The 22,941-nt window shown below is 43.7% G+C and carries 18 protein-coding genes; 15 read left to right on the top strand and 3 right to left on the bottom strand.

Annotation, left to right across the window (positions count from 1 at the left end; all coding sequences use genetic code 11):
- Positions 1–5 precede the first annotated feature (5 nt).
- The gene (locus tag J2T13_RS19750; protein ID WP_429374078.1) at positions 6–914 is read left to right on the top strand and encodes a glycine betaine ABC transporter substrate-binding protein; all 909 of its coding nucleotides are present in this window, start codon (positions 6–8) and stop codon (positions 912–914) included.
- 74 nt (positions 915–988) lie between these two features.
- Here J2T13_RS19750 and J2T13_RS19745 read toward each other — a convergent pair whose 3' ends face one another.
- The gene (locus J2T13_RS19745) at positions 989–1,942 is read right to left on the bottom strand and encodes a TRM11 family SAM-dependent methyltransferase (protein ID WP_429374077.1); all 954 of its coding nucleotides are present in this window, start codon (positions 1,940–1,942) and stop codon (positions 989–991) included.
- A gap of 235 nt (positions 1,943–2,177) precedes the next feature.
- Here J2T13_RS19745 and J2T13_RS19740 point away from each other — a divergent pair, with 235 nt between their 5' ends.
- On the top strand, positions 2,178–2,504 hold the full coding sequence (locus J2T13_RS19740; RefSeq protein ID WP_429374076.1) for a hypothetical protein: 327 nt from the start codon (positions 2,178–2,180) through the stop codon (positions 2,502–2,504).
- A 203-nt stretch (positions 2,505–2,707) separates the two neighbouring features.
- On the opposite strand, the gene J2T13_RS19735 is transcribed toward J2T13_RS19740, so the two are convergent.
- Positions 2,708–3,337, bottom strand: coding sequence for an acetate uptake transporter (locus tag J2T13_RS19735; protein WP_429374075.1), 630 nt, complete (start codon positions 3,335–3,337; stop codon positions 2,708–2,710).
- A 191-nt stretch (positions 3,338–3,528) separates the two neighbouring features.
- On the opposite strand from J2T13_RS19735, the gene J2T13_RS19730 reads away from it, so the two are divergent.
- The 6 genes from J2T13_RS19730 to J2T13_RS19705 all read left to right on the top strand — a co-directional run bounded on the left by J2T13_RS19730 (position 3,529) and on the right by J2T13_RS19705 (position 11,479).
- Positions 3,529–5,262, top strand: a complete 1,734-nt coding sequence (locus J2T13_RS19730; protein WP_429374074.1) for an ABC transporter ATP-binding protein — start codon at positions 3,529–3,531, stop codon at positions 5,260–5,262.
- A 3-nt stretch (positions 5,263–5,265) separates the two neighbouring features.
- The gene (locus tag J2T13_RS19725) at positions 5,266–7,011 is read left to right on the top strand and encodes an ABC transporter ATP-binding protein (RefSeq protein WP_429374073.1); all 1,746 of its coding nucleotides are present in this window, start codon (positions 5,266–5,268) and stop codon (positions 7,009–7,011) included.
- 148 nt (positions 7,012–7,159) lie between these two features.
- The gene (locus tag J2T13_RS19720) at positions 7,160–8,278 is read left to right on the top strand and encodes an NADH-dependent flavin oxidoreductase (RefSeq protein ID WP_429374072.1); all 1,119 of its coding nucleotides are present in this window, start codon (positions 7,160–7,162) and stop codon (positions 8,276–8,278) included.
- 304 nt (positions 8,279–8,582) lie between these two features.
- Positions 8,583–9,110 (top strand): type IV pilus modification PilV family protein, encoded by a 528-nt coding sequence (locus J2T13_RS19715; protein WP_429374071.1) that lies wholly within the window; start codon positions 8,583–8,585, stop codon positions 9,108–9,110.
- Positions 9,094–9,681 carry a pilus assembly FimT family protein gene (locus J2T13_RS19710; RefSeq protein ID WP_429374070.1) on the top strand — a complete coding sequence of 196 codons (588 nt, stop codon included), beginning with the start codon at positions 9,094–9,096 and terminating at the stop codon, positions 9,679–9,681. Before J2T13_RS19715 ends, J2T13_RS19710 begins: the two co-directional genes overlap by 17 nt.
- Before the next feature lie 16 nt (positions 9,682–9,697).
- A complete protein-coding gene (locus J2T13_RS19705; protein WP_429374069.1) occupies positions 9,698–11,479 on the top strand; it encodes a hypothetical protein in 1,782 nt (593 codons plus the stop codon).
- Positions 11,480–11,535: 56 nt separating this feature from the next.
- Here J2T13_RS19705 and J2T13_RS19700 read toward each other — a convergent pair whose 3' ends face one another.
- Entirely contained in the window at positions 11,536–15,150 is a 3,615-nt protein-coding gene (locus J2T13_RS19700; RefSeq protein ID WP_429374068.1) for a DUF5057 domain-containing protein, read from the bottom strand.
- A gap of 227 nt (positions 15,151–15,377) precedes the next feature.
- Here J2T13_RS19700 and J2T13_RS19695 point away from each other — a divergent pair, with 227 nt between their 5' ends.
- From J2T13_RS19695 to pilO, 7 genes are all read left to right on the top strand, one after another.
- Positions 15,378–17,036, top strand: coding sequence for a GspE/PulE family protein (locus tag J2T13_RS19695; protein WP_429374067.1), 1,659 nt, complete (start codon positions 15,378–15,380; stop codon positions 17,034–17,036).
- A 16-nt stretch (positions 17,037–17,052) separates the two neighbouring features.
- Positions 17,053–18,096: a type IV pilus twitching motility protein PilT gene (locus J2T13_RS19690; protein ID WP_429374066.1), complete on the top strand. Its 1,044-nt coding sequence runs from the start codon at positions 17,053–17,055 to the stop codon at positions 18,094–18,096.
- Positions 18,096–19,301 carry a type II secretion system F family protein gene (locus J2T13_RS19685; protein WP_429374065.1) on the top strand — a complete coding sequence of 402 codons (1,206 nt, stop codon included), beginning with the start codon at positions 18,096–18,098 and terminating at the stop codon, positions 19,299–19,301. The genes J2T13_RS19690 and J2T13_RS19685 overlap by 1 nt, the downstream gene beginning before the upstream one ends.
- Before the next feature lie 53 nt (positions 19,302–19,354).
- Positions 19,355–19,867 carry a prepilin-type N-terminal cleavage/methylation domain-containing protein gene (locus J2T13_RS19680; RefSeq protein WP_429374064.1) on the top strand — a complete coding sequence of 171 codons (513 nt, stop codon included), beginning with the start codon at positions 19,355–19,357 and terminating at the stop codon, positions 19,865–19,867.
- 112 nt (positions 19,868–19,979) lie between these two features.
- Positions 19,980–20,735 (top strand): prepilin peptidase, encoded by a 756-nt coding sequence (locus tag J2T13_RS19675; RefSeq protein ID WP_429374063.1) that lies wholly within the window; start codon positions 19,980–19,982, stop codon positions 20,733–20,735.
- Positions 20,736–20,750: 15 nt separating this feature from the next.
- A complete protein-coding gene (gene pilM / locus J2T13_RS19670) occupies positions 20,751–22,325 on the top strand; it encodes a pilus assembly protein PilM (protein WP_429374062.1) in 1,575 nt (524 codons plus the stop codon).
- On the top strand, positions 22,325–22,912 hold the full coding sequence (gene pilO / locus J2T13_RS19665; RefSeq protein WP_429374061.1) for a type 4a pilus biogenesis protein PilO: 588 nt from the start codon (positions 22,325–22,327) through the stop codon (positions 22,910–22,912). Before pilM ends, pilO begins: the two co-directional genes overlap by 1 nt.
- Positions 22,913–22,941 lie beyond the last annotated feature (29 nt).

Genomic DNA, 22,941 nt, shown 5'->3' with positions numbered 1-22,941 from the left:
AAGATATGATGAAGAAGAAAATGAGTATATTGTTAATGGCATTTATGGCGGTAACCTTGGTGCTTGCGGGTTGTTCTAGTAACAAGAACAATGCGGAGAATGGAAATACATCAACGGCAAAGAAAGATAAGAAAATTACGATGGCTTATGTAGCATGGGATTCTGAAATTGCCAGTACGAATGTTGTAAAGGAAGTATTGGAAAGCAAATTAAACTATAAAGTTGAGATGCTACAGGTTGATGCGGGGCCTATGTACGTAGGTGTTGCAGATGGTAGTGCAGATGCGATGGTGGCAGCGTGGTTACCGAGCACACATGGTGAGAATTACTATGAACCAAACAAAGATAAACTCGAAGATCTAGGCGTTAATTTAGATGGAACCAAAAGTGGACTGGTTGTACCCTCCTACATGGATATTAAGTCGATTGAGGATTTAAATAAAGAAGAAGTAGGAAAATTAGTTGATTACACGATTACAGGGATTGAACCGGGTGCGGGTATTATGACGCAAACGGAAAAGGCAGTTAAAGAATATGACTTGAAAAAATGGAACGTACTAGAGAGTTCCTCTGCAGCGATGGTCAAAGTACTTCAAGATGCTTATGCTAAAAAAGAGCCAATTGTGATTACAGGTTGGACACCACATTGGATGTTTGCTGATATGGATTTGAAATATCTTGAAGATCCAAAAGGTGCATATGGCGGTGCCGAGCAAATCCACACACTCGTGCGTCTAGGTCTGAAAGAAGATCAACCTGAAGCATATCGTTTCTTAGATCAATTCGAATGGACACCCGCAGATATGGAATCTGTGATGGTTGATATATCGGGAGGCATGTCTGAACAAGAGGCTGCTAAGAAATGGATAGATGCTAACGAAGCTAAGGTTAACGAATGGGTTGCTGGAATATAATGAGTTAGTAGGATAAAGAAGCAGACCCGAATTGAAATCGGGTCTGCTTTTTTGACGGTACGGAAACCATCCAATTACTCACACACAATAATTTGTCTAGAGAAGGCTCTTTTCTTCGCCACACAACGGTCTGTAATCACGAATCCAGCCTCAGCAATCATCTCATCAATCGTTTCAATCGTAATTATAACAACTTTACTTGCAAAACGGCGAGTATGTTGAAGAAGGGAAAGTTGCTCTTCAGGCGTAGTTGATGAGAATAGATTGTATGGCATGTCTATAATAGCTACATCATAATTCGTATGTACATCACAGATATCCCCTAATATTAGTTCTGTTTCATAGCCAAAATGGGCAGTGTTCGCACGTGCCCCTTGAATGATATGAGGATTGAGGTCACGCCCCACAATATTAATCCCCATGGAGAGGGCCTCTATAATGACTGTTCCAATGCCACAGCATGGATCAATGGCAGTGATGCCTAGCGGTTTCGGGATCGCAATATTAACAGCGGCTCTAGCTAGACGTGTACCAAGGGCAATAGAATAGTTGCGAGGCTTCTTCATATGGAGGAACCAGATGGGCTCGTTCTTTACATATTTACCAAAATACCAACGCCCACCAAGTGCTATGATACCGAAGGTATGATCTGGGTGATGGACATCCGCTTCAGCATCAATATGTAATCCAAGATCTCGCTCGATGATACGGCGTTCGTCGTATTCTATTTTGACAGAAGGATCAAGATCATTGATTTTGTTAAAAATAACCTTGAATGTCGAGCCATTCAATTGGATAGCTTCCACTTTCTCTAGTATCTCGGATAAATGATCCCCCTCGTACATGACTTCAATCCGTTCTTTAATAAACGGGCTTCGGTTAGGGTCGACCTCAATGGAGCTTCTTAAGATGTATGATGTGGTATCGATTCCGAAAAAAGAGCGCATCTCTAAATGACATAAGGAGCGTTCGTCATCACTATATGCATAGGTGTAAATATAGTCGGGTAATAGGCTAACTGTATTCAATCTTGTCCCATCCTTTATATTAGGTTGTTCAAAAAGTCACCTATGGATCACGAAGTAACGCTTGAAGGATAGTCGACTTTTTGAACTCACAGTAATAATTAAATTTATATTCGTCTCACCACCATATCCGTAAAAGTGTAGAAAAGCAAAAAATAATGCGAATTTAGCGGCTATGAAATGGTAAGATAAGTACATGCGGTATAACGACTACATGATAAGAATGGAGAACAATAATATGGCTCAGATGGATGCAACAAGAGCAGCACAATTACTAGAAAAGTGGATTTCATTTAATGATATGGACGATAAATCGGCTTGGGAGCCGGGAGAGTACTCTTTTATCCAGAATACCTCGAAAGCCATTCGGTTATCTGTACAAGTCCTTAAGGGGAAATCTTCAGCCAAAGGAGCTCAACTGCAAGACGCCGCCGCACAATTGGAGGAATTTGCTGATGAGTACGGCATGGATAGTCCTGAAGAATGGGAACGAGAGAATGTTGCCTACGTGAAGGAAACGTATGAAGCATTTCAATTTACAGTCTCCTTACTCAGAAAGAAATAGGACCTCTCAGGTAGCTCAACAGATAACACCAACTCGCTAAGGCACTAGCGGGCTTGGTGTTATCTGTTGAGTATTTCTGTACATAAACGTTCTGTTAGGGCTATTAAGAGAGATACAAGGTTTTAGTTAATTCAGTTAGGGTGTGGAACTAAACAAAAACCGCCTATTCGCGGATCGGCGCGAAGGCGGCACTAAAGTATGTATTATTTATGAGATTTGAAGATGCCGAAGGGTGCGCCAACAGGTAAGAATATCCGACCGAAATGTACGTTCAGAACGGCAGCGCCTGTACCATATAGCGACATGATGCCAATACCCAATTCTGCATAGGCTGCAACCGAATGGAATAATTCCGGGGCAATTCCAAATGCGTCGAAGGTTAAACCAAGAAATAGGAAGTCGATGAGTACGAAGATGATGAATAATACTTTATGTGTCTCCATAGCCCCGAGGGTCATGAATAGCGAGAATACCAGGTAGCCAGCGAAGACGAATCCAAGTTGCTTACCGTCTATGTTCGATTGAAGAATGGAGCCAAATACGCCTAGCTTGATGAGCCAACTGGCAGCCATTCCGAACCAGAAGAATGCGAAAGCGCCAAAGGCAGTCGATCCAAAAGTGTTATTATGCTTAGCATCTTGGATACAAGCGAATAACTGAGCGAAAGCTCCAAGAAATATGGCCCAAGGAATAGCGTAGCTTAGTCCCGTTGTGATTCCGAGTTTCTGAGATGAAGCGACGAGCGTAACGATGGCTAGTCCGAACAAGCCCATGGCGCTAGGATCGGCACTGATCATTTTGACGTTAGTATAGGAAAGTGATTCATTCTGCAATTGAAGGCCTCCAGTAATGTTAAGTAACGGAATCCGCCGAATCCGGACACACTTGCCATATTGTAAAACAATTCGACATTATATAAAAGAATATTTTGCATGGAAAGCCAGAAAACAAGTTGTAAATTCAACATTGTTACTGAAATAGACGCATTGTTCCGAATAAATGGATGACAGATTGAGGTGTTTACTTGCTTAAACTTACTAGATTTATTAAACCTTATTGGTTCGTTGCTCTTCTAGGTCCGTTATTTATGTTACTTGAGGTCTGTATGGATCTTCTTCAGCCTAGATTAATGGCCAGTATTGTGAATGATGGCGTTATGTTAGGTGATCTTGGGCATATTGCCCAAACGGGTCTAATCATGTTGATGGTTGCGATTGTTGGATTAGTCGGAGGTGCATGTTGTACCATCTTTTCAACGATCGCCTCACAAAATTTCGGCGCAGATTTACGGCAGAAGTTATTTCAAAAAGTGCAATCGTTATCTATTCGAAGCTTAGACCATTTCGGGGCAGGTACGATTGTAACTCGGCTAACGGGCGATATTACGCAACTTCAGACCGTGGTTATGATGGTGCTTCGTGTCTTTGCACGGGGCTCATTTATGATTATCGGCAGTTTAATTATGGCATTCACCATTAGTCCCAAGCTCTCGTTGATTCTGCTAGCTATGATCCCGTTGTTAGTGGTGTTCCTTGTGGTGACAACGAGAGTAACCATACCGCTATTCTCCACCGTACAGCAGCGGTTAGATCAAGTGAATACAGTGATGCAGGAGAATCTGTCTGGTATTCGGGTGGTGAAGGCTTTCGTACGATCTGATTATGAGGAAGCTAGATTCGGTGAGAGTAATACGAACTTTCTTCACGCGAGTCTTAAGGCTGCTAAAGTGGTGGCTTTAAACACACCTATTATGTCTATTATCCTCAATTTTAGTGTTGTGGGTGCTTTGTATTATGGAGGGGTTCTCTCTGAAGAGGGTTCGCTTTCCGTGGGTAACCTAGCGGCATTCCTAACCTACATTACACAGTTATTGCAATCTACCCTTGGACTCGGTAACCAATTGATGGTGATCTCACGGGCGAAAGCCTCTGCTGACCGAGTGAATGAAGTATTAGATGATGTTTCCTCAGAAGAGGCGGTTGCTGACAAGGAGTCCCTTAGTACGGCATCTACATTACATGCGGGTCGCTTAGAATTCAGAGGGGTTGGGTTTAGTTATGAGGGTAGAACAGCGAAGCACGCGGTTCTACATAATATTAATTTAATTGCTGAGCCCGGTCAGACCCTTGGAATCGTGGGGGTGAACGGAGCAGGTAAATCGACACTGGTAAGTTTAATACCACGTTTCTATGATGTAACCGAAGGAGAAATCCTGATCGATTCGATCAATGTCAATAACCTTGAACCAGAGCAACTTCATCGTCAAGTTGGGATGGTGCTTCAACAAGCATTACTATTTAGCGGTACGATTCGTGATAACATTCGCTACGGAAAGCCTGAAGCCTTGCAAGAAGAGGTAGAAGCAGCGGCCAGTGCTGCGCAGGCACACGATTTCATTATGAATCTACAGGATGGGTACGATACGATGCTTGGCCAGCGAGGCGTTAATTTATCGGGCGGTCAGAAGCAACGCTTGGCCATTGCACGAACGTTACTCATGAAACCGAAGATTGTTATTCTTGACGACTGCACCAGTGCAGTAGACTTGAACACGGATCTGCGGATACGGCAGTCACTGAACAACATCATGCAGGATAGTACCTGCATCATTATAGGACAGCGAATTGCTTCCATCGAGCATGCAGACCGTATTATTGTGCTAGAGCATGGTGAAATTACCGCAGAGGGTACACATCATGAGCTACTTTCACGTAGCCAACTGTATCGGGATATTGCTAGATCCCAGCAAGGAGCCTAACGTATGAATACTACATTATCTTCATTACGCAAACTTGGACGTTATCTACTTCGCCAACCTTTTCGGTTGTTTTCCGTTATTATCCTTACAATTATTGCAGCAGGGTTTGCGCTAGCTGGACCTTATCTTACCGGAATGGCACTGGACCAATATATTATTCCAAGGGCTTACGAGGGCCTATTCCAGTTATGTATGACCATGTTATTGATATATGGATTAGGTAGCCTAGTGACATGGCTACAAGCTTTCATTCTTGCGGATGTATCACAGCGTACTGTGTGGAGTCTTCGAGGAGATCTGTTCAGCCATCTCCAGAAGCTACCGATTCCGTTCTTTGCCAGCAAGAGTCATGGTGAGCTTATGAGCCGTACAACCAACGACATTGATAATGTCTCCAATACGTTGAATCAGAGTCTAATCCAAATGATTTCCAGTGTAACCATGGTGATCGGTTCGTTAACGATGATGTTGATATTGAATGGCTGGCTAACGCTTGTGGCTTTGGTGACGATTCCCCTGATTACGATCATTACGAAGAAGATTGCTAAGTTCACCCAGCGTCAATTCAAAGGTCAGCAACAAAAGCTTGGTGAATTGAACGGCTTCATTGAAGAAACGGTATCGGGTCAGAGAGTCGTCACGTTGTTTCATCAGGAGACGAGAATTGCTGAGGAATTCAGCATCACCAATACGAAGCTAAAAGAAGCTGGAATTAAAGCACAGATATACTCGGGGATGATGGGTCCTTTCATGAATGTATTCAACCATTTGAGCTATCTATTAATTGCCGCAGTGGGTGGTTATCTCGCGATCCATGAGATGGCGACGGTCGGCGTTATCGTCAGTTTTTTAGCTTATGCGAAACAATTTAGTGGACCTCTTAACGAGGTCGCGAATCAATATAATATGATCCAGTCCGGGGTAGCAGGGGCAGAACGAGTATTTGAAATTATGGAGATTCCATCAGAGTATGATGATGTCCAATCGACAAATAACGTGACTTCCATGATGGGTAAGGTTGAATTCAGGGATGTCCACTTTCAGTACGGCATAGGAAATGCAACTTTACGTCACATTACCTTTACGGCCAATCCAGGTGAGACCATTGCTCTGGTAGGACCGACAGGGGCGGGAAAAACGACGATTGTTAACCTCATCGGACGATTCTATGAGATTCATGAAGGTGAGATTCTTATTGATGGAGTAGATATTCGTCATATGGAGAAGAATAGTCTGCGGAGACAACTTGGGATGGTATTGCAGGATGCACACCTATTCTCTGGATCTATCCGTGATAATATCCGCTATGGTCGGCTCGATGCTTCCGATAAAGAAGTCATAGCAGCTGCGATTCAGGGGAATGCCCATCCGTTCATCAGTCAACTTCCACATGGATATGATACGATCCTGTCCGCAGAAGGTGGAAACATTAGTCATGGACAACGACAGCTCATTACCATTGCGCGTGCCATTCTGTCCGATCCTGCATTGCTGATACTGGACGAAGCTACGAGTAGTGTGGACACTTTAGCTGAAATACAGATTCAAGAAGCGATGAACACCCTGCTTCAAGGAAGAACGAGCTTCGTGATCGCCCATCGATTAAGTACCATTCGGAATGCAGACAAGATTCTTGTCATTGAAGATGGACAGATTATTGAGCAGGGGAGTCATGAACAACTTTTAGAACAGAAGGGTTTATACTACGAGCTGCATGGGAATCAATTTCAGGAAAGTGTAGGTGTGTAACAGTAGGAGGTTATAACAGGAAGTGAATTCGATCGCGTGAGTCTGCGATACATACCTTGGTCGGTTGTTCTTACTGATTTGCAATTCCTCATAAATGTAACTATAATAGTTACAGAAAGTACATTTAAGTAATGGGAGGACTAATCAGATGGAAGCTAAGTATAATCCGCTTTTCGAATCATTTACTTTTCGTAGTGGTGTGCAGGTAGGGAACCGTGTTGTGATGGCGCCTATGACGAACTGGTCTTCAAATTTAGATGGAACAGTCTCAGATGCTGAGATTGATTACTATAGCCGTAGAGCGGGTGGAGTGGGCTTGGTTGTTACGGCCTGTACGAATGTCTCCGTAAATGGTCAAGGATTTCATGGTCAATTTGCAGGTTACAGCGATAACTTCATTCCTAGCTTGGCAAGAGTCGCAACAACGATTCAGGAAAAAGGGTCGAAAGCTGTCCTGCAAATTTTTCATGGTGGACGTATGTGTCCGCCTGAACTCGTAAATGGTGATGTTGTCAGTGCTAGCGCAGTGCCAACGGATGATGGCAAAGTGACACCACGTGCCCTTTCAGATGAAGAAATTGTCGCTATAATTCAAGAATTCGGCGAGGTTACTCGTAGAGCTATTGAAGCGGGTTATGATGGCGTCGAAATTCATGGAGCTAACAATTACTTGTTGCAACAGTTCTTCTCTGGATTCACGAATCATCGTGAAGACCGTTTTGGAGGAAGCCTTGAGAAGCGTTTGGCATTCCCACTAGCAATTGTAGATGCTGTAAAGCAAGCAGTAGCTCTACATGCGAAGGGTCCGTTCTTAGTAGGGTATCGTTTGTCCCCTGAAGAACCAGAAGAGGCGGGCATTACGATGAAAGATACATTCGCATTGCTTGATGCATTAGCAGAGAAGGATCTAGACTACATCCACATTTCCCTTATGGACTTTTGGTCCGAGCCAAGACGTGGCGTAGAAGCTAATGGTCTTTCACGGATGGAATTAATTAGAGACTGTGTGGGCAAGCGTGTTCCGATTATGGGAGTAGGTTCTATCCAGACAGCAGATGATGCCTTGAAAGCCCTAGAGATTGGGATCCCTCTGATTGCTCTAGGTCGAGAACTTATTGTTGAACCGGATTGGGTGGAGAAGATCGAATCAGGCAGAGAAGCGGACATAGCTACGACAGTAAGTAAAGATGCACAGAAACTATTGGTGGTTCCAGGTCCATTATGGCAAGGTATGATGAACAGCCCGGGTTGGTTTCCTGTGGTGTAAGGCTGCTATAAGTACAATATTGAATACCAATATACAGAAGTTAAGAGAGAGTTGCTCCCTTCTGTTAAGTACGCCCCATAGAATAGATATTGGCAAAATTGTCGATTTAGCCAATGAAATTCTAGGGGTGTATTTTTGTGTTGAATATTATAAGTAGGTCTATTTTCTCTGTCGTTCCTTATTTGTAGTATTATTCCAGATTATCATTGAATCATATAGAACTAAATACTATAATTAACTATGAATAAATACCTATAAGAGTTCTAGGAAAATATTAAATCCAGTGGGGGATGAGGATGTTACCGTGAGTCGTGATTGTAGGAGTGAGAAGGGTTTTACACTTATCGAGGTGCTGGCATCCATTACGATCTTGTCTATTGCTTCACTAGTACTTATGTCTTACTTCATGAATGCGCTTTCTAGTGCTAAACATAATCAGAGCCAGACCGTCATGGTCCATCTAGCAAGAAACGTATTGTTCTATGTAGAGAAGCAGGACTTCCAAAAGTTAAACAAGTTCTTTGTCGATGATCATCACACCGTTATTTCATCTGACCAATGTACCCGTGAAGTAGATACTCCCGAAGTATTAGACTGTCATGAATTATTCGAAGACTCATCTGTACTCAAGGATATTCTGAACCCTGTAGTCAATGGAATTAACTATCAGGTATCCATTGAATTTCAGGATGACCTATATAATGGCCTGAAGACGGAAGAAGTTAAAGACTTACTACTTCCAATTATGATTACCGTAAGAGGCCCGGGTGACCCAGGTGGACGAAACGAGGCGAAGGTGGAGGGATATGTGACCGATGAGAAAATTCGTTAAGAGATATCGCGACGAGGAAGGGCTGACCTTGGTTGAGCTTATCGCCACCCTAGCTTTGGTATCCATTATGGCGGGAATCATTTCTTCAACCCTCATATTCGGTTTTCGTAGCTACGATAAGATTACGATAGAGAACTCTCTTCGGGAAGAAGCGGATATTGTGATGTCGTCCATCATTACGGAGTTGTACACTTTCGTGCCTGATCGGATACGCCCTTGGAATGACATTGACTTAGATGAAGGAATTATTCTAGAACGTGATAGTGTTACTAGTCCATCCATCAAGGAGTGGGAATCCATTCGAATTATGGATGATGGCTCCATACGTATTGGGAAGATTAATAGACTTGAGTCTCCAACGCTTGTATACGAAGAGGAAGAAGATAGTTCTGACAATACAGACCCGCGAACCATGATTCAGGCAGAAGTTAAACCAGAGTCCTATGTTTCCTTAGAATGTCGTAGACTTACCTCCTGTGAGAGTGGGCTGATCAAGATTAAGCTTGTGCTGTCCCGAAGCTATGATGGTCGGGAATATGATTTGGCAATGGAAAGTAAATTTGGATTTTAGCTAAGGGGGATAACCAATGCGACTGCGCGAGGAACGGGGCTCTTCATTGCTTATGGTTCTGTTCCTGATTCTGCTGCTTACGATGCTGGGTTTGGCCGTTATGGGTGCGGCGATCGGAGGTGCGCAAAGGACCCAAACGAGACAGAACGATGTCCAAAGTCTACATTTGGCTGAGAAGACGCTGGACGAGACGATTGCGTACATTACAGCTACGTTGGATGGGCAGGTAGACATCAGTAATGCAGAACTGGATTCTAGAATTGACACCTTTCTAAGTGATTTAAAGGATAATTTGAACGGTCTTTCTACGAGAACGAAGCTTGTTGGAGGGAGTTCGAGAATAACAGACATCACATATACCCGCGATGATGTAGGGACAGGGAATAAACTGTTGATCAATTATGTGTTGACCCTTACGGCAGAAGCTGAAGTGAATGGAGTCATCCGTAAGCTGAGTCAGGAAGTTATTATTGATACTTTTCCAGATTTCCTTAAATACGCCATTGGTTCCCAGAGCAATCTTACGATTAATGGGGCGCCATCTATAGACGGGAATCTATATGCTGGTAAACAATTTCGAATTAGTAATACAGCAGTATACACATATAAGAATAATCCCAACCTTAGCACAAGTAGTAAGTTTCCGAAGTTGTTGAATGGCGCAGCGTATATTCAGTCTTTGTCTGAATGGAGATATTCCCAAGATGGGGAGCAATTTAAGATAGAGGATGAGGCTCCTGCACAAATGAATGCTACGATCCAAAAAATTCTGGGTATTTCTATGGACCAAGTGAAGATTAGGAATAACCGCGAGTTTGTAGAAATCAACGTACATGATTCCTTTATAGATAAAGTGACGGAAGCGATTGGAAGTGATGGTGACCGTGTGGCTGTCAAGGATAATATAGCTGCAGGAAAGCTAAGTGAATTTCTGAGTACTCATTATTCTGGGAGGTTCGTATCCATAACACCAGATGATTTAGTAAAGCCGGAGGAACCCATCAAGCCCGAGGAGCCAAGTGACATGACTCCAGAAGAACGGACACTCTATGAAAGTAAGGTGGCGATCTATGATCAGCAAATGATTGTCTATGAACAGGAAATGGATCTATATAGACAACATATGAACGAAGTGAACAAGCCAGTGAAATCTACCGTATATAAGGGGAATTTGGTGTTGGATGGTATGGAACTTCAAGGGATTACTTATGAGAGTACCCGAAATTGGTTTATTGTTGACGGTGATCTGACGATTGACCACTTGGATGGAGGCTTTATACCTATTCGCGCCAATATGCTAGTCACGGGCAATGTACTTATTCGTGGTGAGGCTGAGTTCGATGCCACCGTCTTTGTTCTCGGACAGGGGGGAATCCAGCCCGTGTCAGGCTACTCTACTGTTCTTGAAGATGCTACCATTAAAGGGAGGGGTGGTAGTGAATTGGTGCTGATTTCTAAAGGAGGAATATTGATTAATCGGTTAGAAGCCTTTCAATCCACTCCTACAGAGTTGAAAGCCTTCTTCTATACGGACCAGAAAGCAGAACTGTATGGTGTGGGCTCTGTCTTCTCACTGAAGGGGGGATTCTTCGCAAAGGGAGACCTCACGATCAACGCTGTCTTGGGTGAAACGAAGGAGAATTCAGGAGGGGATAGGCTTGACTTCGATCCGTATGGTAATGGTTCGAAACCACGCTTCCAAGTGGAATACAATCAGGAAGTATTCGAACACCAGAATATTGGCCTGCCGCGGGTCAATCAGATTAATGTCAGAGTCGGCAAGATGGAAATGAAATAATTTAGGCATGAGAAAAAGAGAGAACAGCCGATGGGCTGTCTCTCTTTTTGTTGGTGTTAATAGCGGTCGGAGTTAGGTGGTGCTGTGACTTTCACGGTCATTTCAGTGAATATGCTTGGCTTAGACACGAAGAACACTGTAATTGTGGCGTATCCTTTCTTGGCAGCAAAGATATCTCCACCTTGGGAACCGCTCTGTACGATGGTTACATTAGCGTTGCTACTGCTCCAGCGTAAGTCGCTACCGATCTCCTGCAGGGTAAGGGTTTCAGGGAAAATACGTAGATCTCCTGATAGTGAATAAGAGGCACCTTCCACTAACGTAACGTCAGGCAGACGTAGGGCGGTCAGAACAGGACCTATGTCTACAATATGAGTAGCTTCTTTCCCTCCTACTTGAACCCTAGCCGTAACCTGCCCCATGACTCTTCCTGTTATGGTTGCCGTATCACCATGACCCTCTAGCTTGGCTAGGGTACTATCCCCAGCTCCTACCAAGGACCATGTGAAGTCTTCTGGATCTGCATCCAAAGGCTCTAAGATGGCCTTGAGTTCCACTGAGCTATTGACCTTTACACTGGATGGACCTTCAATGTGAACGCCTAGAATAGGATTCGTGACAGTAACCGTAAATTCTTTGGAATAGTGCCCACCTTCAAGGGTAATAACCTCTACCACAAAGGTCACCTCTCCAGACTTCTTCCCTTCAATTTCTCGTTTCCAATCATCTTCGGTTGTTTTAATTTCGGCGTATTGGATGTCCTGTGAGTCCTTGTAAGACCATTGAACAGAAGTCACATGTTCCCCGGCGGCAATAAGCTTGGCCGTGAGGGTGATCGTCTCGTGAACCTTTACTGTATCAGGTCCAATGATGCTCAGATCTGGTGTAATGACGGTTACAGTAGCTGAAGTTTCTTGCGCACTTCCATCTTTGGCTTTAATCGTGATGGTGGATTGACCCGGCGCTATAGCCTGAACAATTCCCAAATCATCGACAGTGGCGATATCGGGTCTACTTGAAATCCAGGTTAGCTCTTTGTTACTGGCGTCTTCTGGTTCGATGACGGGTTGCATCTTTCCGGTTCTTTCTACCAATAAAGTCATATCAGTCAGAGATAACTTGTTTATTAAAGTAATAGCCTCAAATACGATGGAAGGAAACGCAACCGTTGTGGGACTTGAAGCCCCAATGTCGGTAAATGTCAGGTTTGAATGATCTAAAGTATATATTCCATTCTTTGTAGGCTTGACATCTACTGTAAAGGTGATCGGCATCGCTGTATATTTTGTCTTATCTGTTGATAGTGAGTATGTGATATTTCCAAGTGTTCCTGATAGAGTATAGCCCGTCCCTAAAGTTCCAGTTTTCCCTATTGCCGCGGATGGTGGCTTCACTTCTAGACCCGCAGGAAACGATTCATGGAAGGCAACGTTAGGAATGACTATGTTAGCACTGGGTGCAGTCAGAACATTAGGTATCGGCTTGGGAGTAATCGTGTAAGTGATCGCTACCGGTGTGTTTTTAAGTACTTTATGGTTAAGAATGCTGCTGGTTATCGTTCTCTCTGCCAATAAGTTAGCTGAGATTTTGGCTACATTAATATTTAGGGTCTGACGTGAGGTAGCTCCCTTGACATCCCTTGCTGTGATCTCGATCGTCAATTGTCCGCCTTCGGGTAGGGGGTTGCCTAAGGCTGTGGTAACTGTCTCTCCAGAGAGAACCTCCTTGTTGGTGAATATAGCTTTTGTTTTCTCTACGCCATTTACATTGTATTTAAGGGTAACATCCGTAAATACTTTGCGGTCCTGCAAGTCGAGATCGTTGACCGTATAACTCAATGCAATTTGTTGGTGTGAAGGGACAGTGTTTCCCGATGTGGGCGTGTGTACTGTAATCTCCGGTGGATGATTGGAGCCTATGAAAGCTCGGTTCATTGTATTCACAAATAGTTTTTGTTCCCAATCGGGGAATTGGGTATTGGTATGGCCTGTGCCTGAGAACGTGATGTTCCCCTTGGAATAAGTATAGAAATGGTTCCAACTGTCAAATATATCTCTCTTATAAGGATCTTCTGTAGATCTACTCTCAATGTTGAACCAAGGAATGATTTCTTCATCCTCAAGATCCAGCGTAAAGTACTGATTATGCGTAATAGCGATGTCGCCAATTCCCGCCCCCTTACTTAAGTCAAAGGGATACTGTGTCAGTAGTCCTTCATTCACCTTCACGGTACGGTTGGCATTGTTCTCGGCATAAGCACCTAAGTTTGTGAAGTTCTCATGAGGCTGTCCCGCCACGATACCGAAATGATCTCGCCATACCTTCCAGTAGTTACCAATGGTTGGATCAACTTGGGTATTGCTGAATAGCGAGTCATGCGTGAACATAACACTCTGACCTGTATTGATGAAACGTTGTACTGCATTGGCTGCTTCTGATGACAGTGGTGAAGCGTTGCTAACTCTGCTATATTCATCCCCGAAACCAAAGATTAACATGTCATACTTCCCGTTAAGGTTGGTGTATACACCAGATTGATTAAAAGTAGATAACTGCAATGTCTCAATTTTCAGTTCATAATTGGAGTCGTTAAGATAAGATTGCTTCATGTTTTGAGGATTGAGAAGACTACTTTGCTCCTTATCATTTGGCATTACTTGTAGTACGCGAACTACTGTTTTCTCGCCTACATAACGAATGGAGCCGGATTTGTAATCTTTTAATTCAGCTCGATTGAGAGAATCGGTAATTTCCAACTTCCAGTATAAGAGACCTGAATATCCTGGTGGGACTATATATTCTATTGTTCGTTCTCCAGCATCTGTTACTTGTGCAGTTGCAACAAGTTGATCATTCGTCATTTTAGTTGTGGAGTCAATGCCAATGTATAAGTTAGCGTTCAATGGATGGCTAGCATAATCAGACACGTTGGCGGTCCTGAATTTGAATTGAATGGTGTCCCCTGTCCTATAAGCAGTACTGCTGCTAGGCTCTTCGGTGACTGATAGGCGCGGTCGTTGTTGTAACATGGATGTGTAAGGGGTTTTTTTTAGTTTATCTATAAGCCAAGTAGTTTTCATTGCTAGATCATCAGAGCTTAAATAGAATACATTAGGATGATCCGTGGCGAGATTATCATACTTTATAAACGAGTCGTGGAGAATCCTCTGGTCTGAAGGCTTCTTCTGGAGATTTGGAATTTGATTCAGAAGATCATTGTGCAGCATAACGAGAAGGCCCTTGTTAATGTATTGATTGATAATCTGGTTTAACTTCAGATGAGTAATATCGTTCGCTACACCTGTTGTATTATGAGCTCTTTTCAGCTTCTCCCTCACACCATTCTCATCAATATTAATGTTCCGGACATCGACTGGGTTACTTGTACTGTGACTTCCGCTACCAATATAGATAGCATCATATTTTCCATCAAGATCAGTACGCAGGGCGACAAATGTCTTCATGCTTATGGTTTCAAAGGTAATATTGGGGAAAGACGGCTTGATCTTATCGAAATCTGACTCGCCGCTGTCAGTGATCTCTAGAATTTTGCTCTTATACGTATAAGTGTCCGCTAGGACCTTTGAACGTTCTTGCATTGGAATAGTTACTATTAAAAATAAAATAGAAACGGAAACGATGAATAGGATGAAATACTTAGTTCGTTGCATCATTATACCCCCATGAAAATCATGAAATAAGTAATTATTACTATAAAAATGCCTGAATTTGAAATAATTATAGATATTGTTGTTGTAAATGCAGGAATATCGTGCTATATATTAACATTATAAGGAAAGTACTAGTAGTAGGCAATAGTAGATTTCAATAGGCATTAAGAACTAATATAGCGTTTGTCTCACAAATTCTGAAAATGGAGCTGAAAATATTGGCGATCATGAATAAGAGATTGGGCGACTTGTTGGTTGAAAATGGTATCGTTTCCGATACGCAGCTTCAGGAGGCTCTACTAGAGCAGAAGAGAACCAAGCGCAAGCTGGGTGATCTTCTCATTACGCAGGGATATATAACGGAGCAGCAATTAATTGAAGTCCTAGAGTTTCAATTGGGAATTCCTCACGTCAATTTATTTAAATATCAGATTGACCCCGCTATCACTCAGATCATACCCGAAAGTATGGCCAAACGATATCAAGTCCTTCCTTTGATGAAAGAAGGAGGCAAGTTGATGGTCGCTATGGCTGATCCGCTAGATTACTATGCGATTGAAGATTTGCAGATGACCACAGGTTTTCGCATAGAACCAGCCATATCTACCCGTGATGAATTGCAGCGAGCCATTGCTCGTCATTACGGCCTCCAAGACTCCATGAGCAAGATGATGATTGATCTTCCTACACAGGGTGAAATTGAAGAGACAGAAATTACGGGTGATGACTCACCGATTGTTCGTTTGGTCGATCAGATGATTCAACAAGCCGTACAATTAAAGGCTTCCGATATTCATGTAGATCCGGGAGAGAACAATTTGGCGATTCGTTATCGAATCGATGGTACGTTAAAAACCGAACGCCACATTCCCAAGCAGATGCAGGGTTTCATCACAGCCAGACTAAAAATCATGGCCAAGCTAAACATTGCGGAACGTCGATTGCCACAAGATGGTCGGATTAAGGTGCAATTTGATTTTAGAATGGTGGACATTCGGGTGTCGTCATTGCCAACAATATACGGAGAGAAGATCGTACTTCGGTTGCTTGATACAAGTACAGGACTTAAGGACATCGACCATTTAGGATTTAACGATCATAGTCTTAAAATGTTTAAGGAGATGATCGAACGTCCTTATGGGATTATTCTCATCACCGGACCGACAGGGAGCGGTAAGACAACGACTCTATATTCCGTGCTTAGTCAGTTAAATGAGGAAAGTGTCAATATTATCACCGTCGAAGATCCGGTGGAATACCAAGTAGAGGGTATTAATCAAGTGCAGGTCAATACATCGATCGGACTATCATTTGCGGCAGGGTTAAGATCTATATTACGTCAAGACCCCAACATCGTAATGCTGGGGGAAATACGGGATACAGAGACGGCAGAGATAGCGGTTCGCGCTTCCTTAACCGGACATCTTGTACTATCTACGTTGCATACGAATGATGCGATCAGTACCATTACGAGACTGCGTGATATGGGGATTGAACCCTACTTAATAGCCTCTTCGCTGATCGGTATTGTTGCTCAGCGGTTAGTTCGTAGAATATGCGTTGATTGCAAAGGGACCCGAGAACCAACGGAACAGGAAACGATTTTCTTTCGCAGTCATGGGATTGAAGTACAGGAACTACATCATGGGAAAGGGTGCGGTAACTGCAATCATACCGGTTATCGAGGAAGGATCGCTATTCATGAGGTTTTGTTGGTGAATGATGCCATCCGGGAACTGATTACCTCTTCAGCTTCGTTCGACGAACTCCGAACGGCTACGAGAAGTCAAGGAATGATTGAATTAATGGATGATGGCGTCGACAAAGTAGTTCAAGGGTTTACCACTCTGCAAGAGGTTATGCGAGAGACGGTATCACATACATAATGGGGGGACCACGGCGATGGGGCTTTCATTGCGTGATATTGCAGATTTATTAGTACTGACCGTAGATTCTGGGGCATCAGATCTGCATATTTCTGTAGGAGCTCCGCCTGTATTGAGGATAGACGGTGTTCTTCAGTTTACAGAGAGTGCTCCAGTTAGCGCTGCGGAAGCGGAACAAATGGTGAATGATTTACTCGGTAGTGAGCGTGGCGCAGAGTTTCAACAGATGGGAGAAGCTGATTTTGCTTACTCGATTGAAGGGAAGGCTCGTTTTCGGGTAAATGTGTACAGAGAACGTGGCGAAATGGGTATTGCCGTTCGAAATATCCCTTTATACATTCCTACTCTGCAAGAGCTTGCTCTTCCGTCAATCATATCCACTTTAGCATTAAAGACACAAGGTCTTATCCTGGTAACAGGACCTACCGGAAGTGGGAAATCGTCTACACTAGCCGCTATGATAGATGACTTGAATCACAAGAAGCAGAGGCACATTATGACGCTTGAAGATCCAATTGAATTTATATATTCGAACGCGAAGTCCCTGATCCATCAGCGGGAAGTAGGAAGGGATACCTCAAGTTTCGCAAACGGTCTTAGAGCGTCACTTAGGCAGGATCCGGATGTAATCCTGGTTGGGGAAATGCGGGATCTTGAGACGATATCTTCTGCAATCAGTATCGCGGAGACAGGACATCTGGTCCTTGCTACCCTACATACAACCGATGCGCCACAGAGTATTGATAGGATCATTGATGCCTTTCCGGCTCATCAGCAGAAACAGATCCGAGCGCAGCTGGCAGCTGTATTGGTAGCGGTAATATCCCAGCGATTACTTCCTAAGTGCGAAGGCGGTCGTGTCTGTGCTACGGAAATCATGATTAACACACCTGCAGTAGCGAATCTGATTCGTACCGAGAAGACACATCAGATCAAGAGTGTCATGCAGACGAGTCGCATGCAGGGAATGCACACGTTAGAAATGTGTGTTCGAGACTTGCGGAAGAACGGAATCGTTGATGAGGCTGCAAGCGAATATATATCGGAGGTTAAAGACTGATGCCGCAATTTGAGTATCAAGTGAAAACGGGTAGCGGGAAGTCATTAAAAGGGATACTAACGGCCATGGACAAGCCTTCAGCGATGGAGGATCTTCGGAAACGGGGGTTAACCGTTTTTTCACTAGAAGAACAACAGCACACGCTGCTGTCCATGGAGATTTATATTGGAAATCCAGTGAAAATGATCGATTTCATTATTTACTGTCGGCAGTTCTCCACCTTAATTCGCGCAGGTATTTCAATTGTAGATGCTACGTCCATTCTCGCATTGCAAACGGAGAGCAAGGCGCTTCGCAAGTCATTGTTGGAGGTCAACTCGAGTCTGCTCCGGGGAGTATCCTTCTCCCAGTCGGTTCAGGAACACAAGCGAGTATTTCCGGCTCTGTTCGTAAGTATGATTCGAGCTGGGGAGGAATCGGGTGACCTTGAAGGGACACTTGACCGGTTGGCATCCTACTTCGAGAAGCAGCACAAAACCCGGGAGAAGATCAAATCTGCTCTAACTTATCCGATTACAGTGGGACTGCTCGCTTTGGCAGTTGTAATCTACTTGTTGTGGGCAATCGTACCGCAGTTCGTACAAATGTTTGATTCCATGAATGCTGAATTGCCGGCCATTACTAAGATGGTGCTCTCACTCAGTAATAGCATTAAGGGACAATGGTATTTATGGCTTAGTGCACTGATCATAATTGTTAGCGCTTACCAAGTGTTTAAGCGAACCGAACGGGGGGCTTATAGAGTGGATTATATTAAACTCAAACTGCCTGTATTCGGGAAGTTGTTACAGAAAGGCTCTATTGCCCAATTCAGTCGGACCTTCGCCTCCTTATATGCTAGTTCGGTGCCCATTCTGCAATCCTTGGCGATTGTAGAGGATGTAGCTGGGAATAAGGTCGTCGGTGGATTTATTCACAAGGCTGCAGATTCGCTGCGCCAAGGAAATCCATTATCTGAACCTCTCAAGACTGCATGGGTATTTCCCCCTTTAGTAACGCAGATGATTGCTATTGGCGAAGAGACGGGTTCGCTCGATCAAATGTTGGACAAGGTAGCCGATTTCTATGAAATGGATGTCGAGAACACGGTAGACCGGTTGAAATCGCTACTGGAACCCTTATTAATCGCCTTTCTGGCAGGGATCGTTGGGATCATCGTTGCCTCGATTATGCTACCGATGTTCAGTATGTACGGTAATCTGTGAGCCCTTCGTTCACTTTTTATAGTCTTTATTAAAATTAGTAGGGGGAATGTACGATGGAAGCAAGTGTCATGTCTAAGGTATTCAAGAAAGTGAAAAAGGATGAGAAAGGGTTCACATTGATTGAGTTGTTAGCGGTTATCGTTATTCTAGCGATTATTGCAATCATTGCTATCCCAATGATCGGTAATATCATTAACAAGTCAAAGAATGATTCAGATTTGGCTACTGCGCGGCAGATCTATGACGCGGCTAGAATCTATGTAATTGGCGAAAAGAATGGGGATTTTAAAGATGGAACTACCGGAAGAACTGTTACGATCGTTAATGCTTCACCAGCAACTACAGATGATACTTTAACGGCCAAAGGGTATTTAGACAAAACTATTTATCTACCAAGTACTAAAGAGGCCATTACTGAGGGAAGTGTAATTTTTGATGCTACTGGTGCGCTGGATAAGGTTACGCTTGTAACTGCTACACATACCACTGGTTTGGAATTTGATGCTGACGAAGTCCTTAAACAAGAGAAAACTACTACCACTACCACTACACCTCCCGCCGATTAATCAAAAGAAATAATAAATCATTATTCATTAACGCAGTCAACAACCTGAAGCCGGAGCCGGATCTATGTAGTCTGGTTCCGGTTTCAAATTTACTAAGAAGGTGAATGCGATCATGACGATATTCATCGGAATATATGTAACATTGCTGGGTCTGGTGTTAGGCTCTTTTTATAATGTGGTGGGATTACGGATTCCTGAAGGAGAGTCGATTGTACGGCCACCTTCACAATGTCCTCAGTGCGGTACGGTGTTGCGTCATAGAGACTTGATTCCTATTGTGAGTTATTTGTTATCTGCCGCGCGATGTCGCCATTGCCGTGCACGAATTTCATTACAATATCCACTGGTCGAAGCGGCGACAGCGCTACTGTTCTTGTGGGTATATATACGGTTTGGCCTTACGGGTGAAGGAATAATGGGCTTCATCCTTGTCAGTCTGGCCGTCATCATTACGGTAACCGATTGTAAGTTTATGCTTATTCCGAATAAAGTGCTGCTGTTCTTTCTTCCTCTGCTATTTATAATGCGGTTGGTATGTCCACTTGATACGGGATGGAACCATTTACTTGGTGCTGTGGTAGGCGGAGGTGTAATACTGCTCATCATGTTCCTATCACGAGGTGGGATGGGGATGGGGGATGTGAAGCTATTCATATTGTTCGGATGGGTGGTAGGGTTTCCACAGGTGATTCTGGCTTTTATAATCGCTTGTACGCTAGGAAGTATGGTCGGCGGCCTGCTCCTGCTACTTGGCGTCATCAGAAGGAAGCAACCCATACCATTTGGACCCTGGCTGGCCATAGGAACGCTTGTATCTTATGGTTATGGTCAACAGATTATTAGCGGGTATCTCTCGCTCATTCGTTAGGAGGAACCATTGCGCATGTTAGGATTGAATACGAAATGGATCGGCCTTACCATTGAACATACCGGAATCCGTTATGTCAAATTAAAGAGCAAGAAGACGGGAAGGATCGATAAGAAGGGATTTCTTCCTCTACAGCCGGGCGTGATTGTGGATAACCAGGTTGTCAATGTCGAGTCTTTCCAAAAAGAACTGAGCGAATGGGTAAGAAGTGAGGGATTAAATGGATGTGCGGTATCCCTTGCAATCCCCCCGTCACAAATCATTATCCGCAAATTGTCCATCCCGAGCATCAATCGGAAGCAGGTAGAACAATTGGCGGCATTGGAGGTTGAAACGAGCCTACATTTGCCATTCGCCGATCCTATCTATGATTATTTAGAGATTGAAGAAGATGAAGACAGTACTACGTTGCTGGTCTTTGCTGCATCTCGCAAATTAATAGAGAATTATGTAGCCATGCTGGAGACCGCCGGACTCAAGGTTCAAAGCGTGGAAATTTCAGCAATGGCCTTAGCGCGCTTATTCACGTTGAACAATACAGATTCAGAGTCCTTCTCAGAGACAATGCTGATCCATCTGGATCATGGTTTATTAGATATTTATTTGTTTCACAGCAGTCATCCGGTGTTTATGCGAACCATTAATCTCAATGACCGTTATCAGTCGGAGGATTCTAATATAGAAGTAAATCATAGCACGGAAACCTTGTCATACGAACAAATGGTTGAGATAGTTGCAGAAGTTTCTAGAATGATGAACTTCTACCAAAATAGCTTATACGAGGGTTCGAGCCGTCTCTCTGATATCATCATTACAGGGCCTAATAAGAGTAGAGAACAGCTATCGAGTGAGCTGGGTCAAGTACTCCCTGAGATATCTGTTCGTGCTATTGGATTCGAGTCTTATCCGGATGCAGATAGCTTTGAACCAGAGATCAATGAATTCAGGGTTGCTTTGGGAACTGCGTTACGGGCAAAGGGAGGCTTCTCCATCGACCTCCTTCCCCGTGAAGATCGCGAAGCTCAGTTGTTTCCTTATGTGGCAATTGGACTATTTTCTTTATGGATCATCGGGTTGTTGCTATCTAGTGTCACATATATACAGAACCGGAGTGAATCGGATAGTCAAGTACAAGGCATTCAGTCTATGAAAGAGAGGGGAACCTTGCTCGAAGCTGAATTAGCGAGTCTTAATAAGGATCATGGGAAGGAAGGAAGTAATCCAGATGATGTCATTGCTGCGCTTAAGCAATTTCGGATGAACCCGGTTGCTGTATTGGATGAGCTTAGCAGTTACTTGCCAGAGGGGGCAGTCATCCGAGATATTTCGTACGTTCAGAATAGTGAGATTTCTTTAGCCATTGATTTCGTCACAATGGAGGATGCCTCAGCTTATTTAGTTAAGTTACGTACATTGTCGTTCGCGGGCATACCTTCGTTACTGAATCTGCAACGTGTAGCTATTCAGGCTATCGGCTCAGAAGATACGGCGTCGTCTAGGAAGGTGTACGAGATGCAATATGTGATTCGCATGAACAAGGTAGCGGCTGATACAGGGAATGAGACAGATGCAGGGGGGACAACGAACTAATGGAGACTCTTAACAAACATCGCAACCTGATTGTCATGGGTACAGTGATATTGTTCCTGCTCTTATTTGCATTTTATATGCTATCGCTAAGACCATTAACTCTGCAGATCGAAGAACAAAGTATGGAAATGAAGCAGCTAGGTGATCAGAACCAGATGATCAAGGCTAAAGTGGATGAGCTAAAGGCGGAAGATGCTGCCAAGGATGCCATGGACTCTTCCAAGCTTCATGAGCTACTTCCTGATATGGATAACAGTGAGCAACTGTTACTGGATCTGAGTTATATTGGTAATGAAACATATGTTGAATTGACAGATGCCTCATTCACGCTTAGCGATAGTAATCGAGTTCATCTGATGTCAGGCAGCATTAACCCTATATTCCCAGATGTAAAAGAGGTTACGATCGCTGCGGTATTGAAGGGAACCTATGATGAAATAAGGCAATGGATGACCGAGCTTCAGAATCTACCGCGTCTTGTGTCTGTAGATAGCTTTAGTTTCCAACAGCCCTATGAGGAGCGGGATCCTGGCAGCATTCTGACGGCGAACGTTTCCTATACAGCTTACTATATTCCAGTTCCCTAGAGGAATTTGTTAACCAACAAAGTATGGAA

It is taken from the genome of Paenibacillus sp. DS2015, assembly GCF_050433705.1.
Lineage (GTDB): Bacteria > Bacillota > Bacilli > Paenibacillales > Paenibacillaceae > Paenibacillus_AQ.
The sequence above is the reverse complement of the archived record's forward strand: the minus strand, read 5'-3'. Positions and strand labels throughout refer to the sequence as shown.

Coding starts and splice junctions, on each gene's coding strand:
- J2T13_RS19750 (WP_429374078.1), top strand. CDS start 6: ATGATGAAGAAGAAAATGAGTATATTGTTAATGGCATTTATGGCGGTA.
- J2T13_RS19740 (WP_429374076.1), top strand. CDS start 2,178: ATGGCTCAGATGGATGCAACAAGAGCAGCACAATTACTAGAAAAGTGG.
- J2T13_RS19725 (WP_429374073.1), top strand. CDS start 5,266: ATGAATACTACATTATCTTCATTACGCAAACTTGGACGTTATCTACTT.
- J2T13_RS19720 (WP_429374072.1), top strand. CDS start 7,160: ATGGAAGCTAAGTATAATCCGCTTTTCGAATCATTTACTTTTCGTAGT.
- J2T13_RS19710 (WP_429374070.1), top strand. CDS start 9,094: ATGAGAAAATTCGTTAAGAGATATCGCGACGAGGAAGGGCTGACCTTG.
- J2T13_RS19705 (WP_429374069.1), top strand. CDS start 9,698: ATGCGACTGCGCGAGGAACGGGGCTCTTCATTGCTTATGGTTCTGTTC.
- J2T13_RS19700 (WP_429374068.1), bottom strand. CDS start 15,150: ATGCAACGAACTAAGTATTTCATCCTATTCATCGTTTCCGTTTCTATT.
- J2T13_RS19695 (WP_429374067.1), top strand. CDS start 15,378: ATGAATAAGAGATTGGGCGACTTGTTGGTTGAAAATGGTATCGTTTCC.
- J2T13_RS19690 (WP_429374066.1), top strand. CDS start 17,053: ATGGGGCTTTCATTGCGTGATATTGCAGATTTATTAGTACTGACCGTA.
- J2T13_RS19685 (WP_429374065.1), top strand. CDS start 18,096: ATGCCGCAATTTGAGTATCAAGTGAAAACGGGTAGCGGGAAGTCATTA.
- J2T13_RS19680 (WP_429374064.1), top strand. CDS start 19,355: ATGGAAGCAAGTGTCATGTCTAAGGTATTCAAGAAAGTGAAAAAGGAT.
- J2T13_RS19675 (WP_429374063.1), top strand. CDS start 19,980: ATGACGATATTCATCGGAATATATGTAACATTGCTGGGTCTGGTGTTA.
- pilM (WP_429374062.1), top strand. CDS start 20,751: ATGTTAGGATTGAATACGAAATGGATCGGCCTTACCATTGAACATACC.
- pilO (WP_429374061.1), top strand. CDS start 22,325: ATGGAGACTCTTAACAAACATCGCAACCTGATTGTCATGGGTACAGTG.